We start from the raw sequence: 4,516 nt of genomic DNA, 5'->3' as shown, positions 1-4,516 counted from the left end.
TGCTCAGCCTGTTCAAACTGCGTAAATCGGAGCCGAATCTGGAACGCACCTTTCGCGCGCCGTGCTATCCGCTGATTCCGCTGATTGCATTGGTGCTGGCGGTGGTGTGTCTGGTGGCGATGGCCTGGTTCAATACGTTGATCGGCTTGATCTTCCTCGGCTTCATGGCGGTCGGTTTCGGCTACTTCCTGCTGACCGGGCAACTGCGTGCCGACGCACCAGCCGATGCGATGCTGACAGGTCATTGAGGGATTTCGGGTGTACCGGGTGCAAGCGGCCTAGAATGGAACCACTGCGAAGTCATTTCGCTCAAAAGTGGTATGCAGCGTTGCACGGCGAAATCCTCGCCCGTCGACCTGCCCTTAAGGAGAGCCGTTATGCCTTGGTATGCCTGGTTGATTCTGGTCGTTGCAATCGGCTCGATCGTGGGTGGATTAATGATGTTGCGCGACACCGCCAACAAGGTCGATCTGACCGATGAAGAACGCCGACGCGTTGCCCAACGCAATGCCGAAGCGGACGCCAAAGACGCCCAAGACCGCTGAACACAACCCCGCCTGATCGGCGGGGTTTGTGCTTTTTATAGCCATTGGAGCTATCTGCACGCTTTTAAGAAGTAGAAGTACAGTCACCATCTAATTTTCCTTGGTTAAGATGGGGACATTGTTGCGGAGAGTTCCAGATGCGTTATTCGCAGGACCATAAAGCCCAAACCCATCAGCGCATCATCAAGGAGGCTTCGGCACGTTTTCGCAAGGACGGAATCGGCGCTACCGGCCTGCAACCCCTGATGAAAGCGCTGGGTCTGACCCATGGCGGTTTCTACTCACATTTCAAGTCCAAGGACGAGTTGGTCGAGAAGGCCTTGCAAGAGGCCGGCAACCAGGTCGATGGGTTATGTGCCGAGATTTTTGCCCAGGACAACGCGCTTGATGTGTTCATCGAGACGTATCTGTCCGAATGGCACCAGACATCACCAGACGAAGGCTGCCCGTTGCTGACCATTTCTTCCGAACTGGGCCTGCGTGGACAACCGAGTCCTACCAGCGACGTGGTACTCAACGCACGACTGGAGCAGATCGAGAACAGCCTCGAAGGCGAGAACAGCGCTGACCGCGCCATCGTCATCATGTCGACCCTGGTCGGTGCACTGCTGCTCTCGCGCAGTGTCGCGGATGCCGGGTTTGCGCAACGCATCCTCGATATCACCCGCGATCACCTCAAGAACCGCGACTAAGCCTGCCAGCGCTTGAACAATACGCTGGCATTGACCCCGCCAAACCCGAAACCGTTGGACAGTGCATACTCGATCGACATTGGCCGCGCCTGGCCATGAACAATGTCTACACCTGCGCTCGCCGGATCGGGATTGTCGAAATTCAAAGTCGGCGGCACCACCTGATCACGAATCGCCAACAGTGTGAAAATGGCTTCAAGCCCACCGGCAGCGCCGAGCAAATGACCTGTGGCCGATTTTGTCGACGTCACCGCGATTTTATTCTCTTCGCCGAAAACACTTTTGATCGCCGCCAATTCACCCAGATCTCCGACCGGGGTCGACGTGGCGTGGGCATTGAGATGCTGCACCTGATCCGGCTCGATACCCGCCTGCGCCAGTGCCAGCGTCATCGCCCGCCGCGCCCCGCTGCCATCTTCAGGCCCGGCCGTCAGATGATAGGCGTCGGCGCTGGTGCCATAGCCGACCAGCTCCGCCAGCGGCGTCGCACCACGCGCCAACGCATGCTCGAGGGATTCGATCACCAAAAGCCCGGCGCCCTCGCCCATCACGAAACCGTCGCGACCGCTGTCGAACGGCCGCGAGGCGCGCTCCGGGGTGTCGTTGTAACCGCTCGACAGTGCCCGCGCTGCCGCGAAACCGGCCAGACTGACACGGTCGATGCAGGCTTCCGCACCGCCACACACGGCAATATCCGCTTCGCCAGCGCGGATCAATCGTGCCGCGTCGCCAATCGCTTGAACACCCGCAGCGCACGCCGTCACCGGCGCACCCAAAGGCCCCTTGAGGCCGTGTTGAATGGATACGTGACCTGCCGCGAGATTGACCAGAAACGACGGAATGGTAAACGGTGACAAACGCCGAGGACCGCGACTGTCGGTGGTGCGCACGGCGTCGGCAATCGCGCCAAAACCGCCGACACCGGAACCGATGATCGTTGCGCTACGCTCCTGGCTTTTGCTTTCTGAAGGATGCCAGTCGGCCTGCTCCAGCGCCTGTCGGGCAGCCTCCATGGCGAACAGAATGAAGCGATCCATCTTCTTCTGCTCTTTGGGCGGCGTGGCGCGATCCGGATCGAAACCTGCTTCAGCGTCCTCTTCCAGCGTCGGCACCGCACCGCCGACTCGCGTGGGTAAATCAGCGACCGTGGCCTCAGGCAAGTTACGCAAACCAGAGCGACCGGCCAGCAAACGCTGCCATACGACTTCGAGATCGCTGCCCAAGGGTGAAACCAGGCCCATGCCCGTGACGACTATTCGACGCGAATCCATACTGTGGTGACCTCTGATCAATTCAATTGCCGGACTTATAGCGTTGCGCTGCAGCACTGCGGGAAAGGTTCGGCGCCATGACATGGCGAGCCGCAACAAAGGCGTGCCATTCGCCTGCGTCAGGCAGCGAAGGAATGGTGATCAACTCGCCCTGATCCAGACCGGCCAGCGCCGCATCGACCATCTCGCCTGCATCCATGACCATTTCTGCCGGAATGCCACTGGCATCGATACCTGAGCGCTCCCAGATTTCGGTGCGGGTCACACCCGGCAGCACAGCCTGAATCTGCACGCCAGTGCCTTCGAGTTCAGTGTTCAGCGACTGGGTAAGACTCAGTACATAGGCTTTACTGGCGCTGTAGGTGGCGTTGAAGCGTTCCGGAAACAATGCCACCACCGAGGCGATATTGATGATCGTGCCACGCCCGGCCTTGGCGAAACTGGAGGCGGCCGCCGATGCCAAGCGGGTGACGGCGGTGATGTTCAGCTGGATCAACCGCTCCAACTGATCCATGTCGGCGTTGGCCAGCAAACCGTCCACCGCGACACCGGCGTTATTGACCAGCAAGCTGATGCTGGAATCGCTGCGCAGGCGTTGTTCCAGTTTGAGCACGTCATCCTTCTGCATGAGATCGGCCTTGAGCACTTCAACCTGGACGCCATGGGCATCACGCAACTGGCTAGCAGCACTTTCCAGACGATCCTTGTCACGGGCAACCAGCAGCAAATCAAAACCACGCGCCGCCAGGCGCTGAGCGTAAATCGCACCGATTCCGGACGATGCGCCGGTAACGAGAGCAGTACCTTGGGATTGTGCGGAATTCATGAGAATGTTCCTGGAATGCTTGATGAAGGGAGTTGCCGATGAGACGTGTTGGCTCGACGTAACGGCAAATTATTATAGGCATAATCCAAACGCAATATGATAGCCGTAATTTTAAAGCGTCGGACGGCTGCCCTCTCTTCCACTACCCGCAGCCATGCGCTGCGCAAGTAAAAAAGGCCGGTCAATGACCGGCCCCCTTGGCATCAAACAGTCAGCTTAGTTGACTTCCAGCTTGTCGCGATTGCGATCCAGAATCGCCTTACCGATACCCTTCACTTCCAGCAACTCATCCACCGACGCAAACGGCCCGTTTGTTTCACGATAAGCAACAATCGCTTTGGCCTTGGCCTCTCCGACTCCCGCCAGTTCCTTTTGCAGCGTTGCCGCATCGGCATCGTTGAGGTCGACTTTTGCGCTTTGGGAAGGTGCAGTTGTCTCCATCACCAAAGGCGCCTTGGGTGACTCCGCTGGCGCAACAGGTGCGGCAATAGCGGCGATCGAGGCGCTGGTGAGGAAAGCAAAAATCAGAGAATAGAAGTAACCGGTACGCATTAGTGACGCTCCATCATCGTTTGAGAAAGCAGCTTTTCCGAAGCTGCTCTTCAAACGTAGGTCATGGTGGAGGGATGTCAAAAATGCGTGCGTTACAGAATGTGAAACAATCAGGGTTCGAGACGACGCTGCTGGTAGATCCAGTCGACGATCTCGCCATCGGGGGTATAGCCGCTGACGGTTTGCCTCAGTAGCTTGCGGACGGTGGAGTAATCATCGCATTCGACTGCATTCATCAAGCTATCCAATCGAGACTTCAGGACATCCCAAGGCAGATGATCCTCATTGGCCGTCATGATCATAGGATGTGGTGTTGCAGCTACGTTATCGCCGATCAGTAGCTCCTCAAAAAGCTTTTCACCTGGACGCAACCCCGTAAATTCTATCGATATATCACCCTGTGGATTGCGTTCTGAACGAATACTCAAACCAGACAAATGAATCATTTTCTCGGCCAGCTCGACGATTCGAACCGGCTCTCCCATATCCAGCACGAACACATCACCGCCTTGCCCCATGGACCCAGCTTGGATCACCAACTGAGCTGCCTCGGGGATAGTCATGAAATAACGGGTGATTTTCGGGTGGGTAACCGTCAGTGGTCCACCAGATTTGATTTGACTGTGGAAG

The 4,516-nt window shown here is 57.4% G+C and carries 6 protein-coding genes and 1 pseudogene; 3 read left to right on the top strand and 4 right to left on the bottom strand.

From position 1 onward, the window contains the following. The 3 genes and pseudogenes from AC1DVF_RS28455 to AC1DVF_RS28445 form a co-directional block, all read left to right on the top strand. Nucleotides 1–248 (top strand): annotated as a pseudogene (locus AC1DVF_RS28455) (ethanolamine permease); the annotation flags it as partial. A 129-nt stretch (nucleotides 249–377) separates the two neighbouring features. Next, nucleotides 378–545 carry a DUF2897 family protein gene (locus tag AC1DVF_RS28450; protein ID WP_007908505.1) on the top strand — a complete coding sequence of 56 codons (168 nt, stop codon included), beginning with the start codon at nucleotides 378–380 and terminating at the stop codon, nucleotides 543–545. Nucleotides 546–682: 137 nt separating this feature from the next. Then, the gene (locus tag AC1DVF_RS28445) at nucleotides 683–1,237 is read left to right on the top strand and encodes a TetR/AcrR family transcriptional regulator (protein ID WP_093435230.1); all 555 of its coding nucleotides are present in this window, start codon (nucleotides 683–685) and stop codon (nucleotides 1,235–1,237) included. Here the strand turns inward: AC1DVF_RS28445 and fabF are convergent. The 4 genes from fabF to AC1DVF_RS28425 form a co-directional block, all read right to left on the bottom strand. Further along, a complete protein-coding gene (fabF, locus tag AC1DVF_RS28440) occupies nucleotides 1,234–2,508 on the bottom strand; it encodes a beta-ketoacyl-ACP synthase II (protein WP_477783540.1) in 1,275 nt (424 codons plus the stop codon). The genes AC1DVF_RS28445 and fabF overlap by 4 nt on opposite strands. A gap of 22 nt (nucleotides 2,509–2,530) precedes the next feature. Next, complete coding sequence (locus AC1DVF_RS28435) at nucleotides 2,531–3,334, bottom strand: SDR family NAD(P)-dependent oxidoreductase (RefSeq protein ID WP_477783539.1); 804 nt, start codon at nucleotides 3,332–3,334, stop codon at nucleotides 2,531–2,533. Nucleotides 3,335–3,550: 216 nt separating this feature from the next. After that, nucleotides 3,551–3,886: a ComEA family DNA-binding protein gene (locus AC1DVF_RS28430; RefSeq protein WP_093435238.1), complete on the bottom strand. Its 336-nt coding sequence runs from the start codon at nucleotides 3,884–3,886 to the stop codon at nucleotides 3,551–3,553. Nucleotides 3,887–3,996: 110 nt separating this feature from the next. Further along, nucleotides 3,997–4,516: polysaccharide biosynthesis protein (locus AC1DVF_RS28425; RefSeq protein WP_477783538.1), on the bottom strand; the 520-nt coding region annotated here is incomplete at its 5' end.

It is taken from the genome of Pseudomonas sp. P4_D7, from assembly GCF_056401755.1.
This window is presented reverse-complemented; position numbering and strand designations above follow the sequence as displayed.

Coding starts and splice junctions, on each gene's coding strand:
- AC1DVF_RS28450 (WP_007908505.1), top strand. CDS start 378: ATGCCTTGGTATGCCTGGTTGATTCTGGTCGTTGCAATCGGCTCGATC.
- fabF (WP_477783540.1), bottom strand. CDS start 2,508: ATGGATTCGCGTCGAATAGTCGTCACGGGCATGGGCCTGGTTTCACCC.
- AC1DVF_RS28445 (WP_093435230.1), top strand. CDS start 683: ATGCGTTATTCGCAGGACCATAAAGCCCAAACCCATCAGCGCATCATC.
- AC1DVF_RS28435 (WP_477783539.1), bottom strand. CDS start 3,334: ATGAATTCCGCACAATCCCAAGGTACTGCTCTCGTTACCGGCGCATCG.
- AC1DVF_RS28430 (WP_093435238.1), bottom strand. CDS start 3,886: ATGCGTACCGGTTACTTCTATTCTCTGATTTTTGCTTTCCTCACCAGC.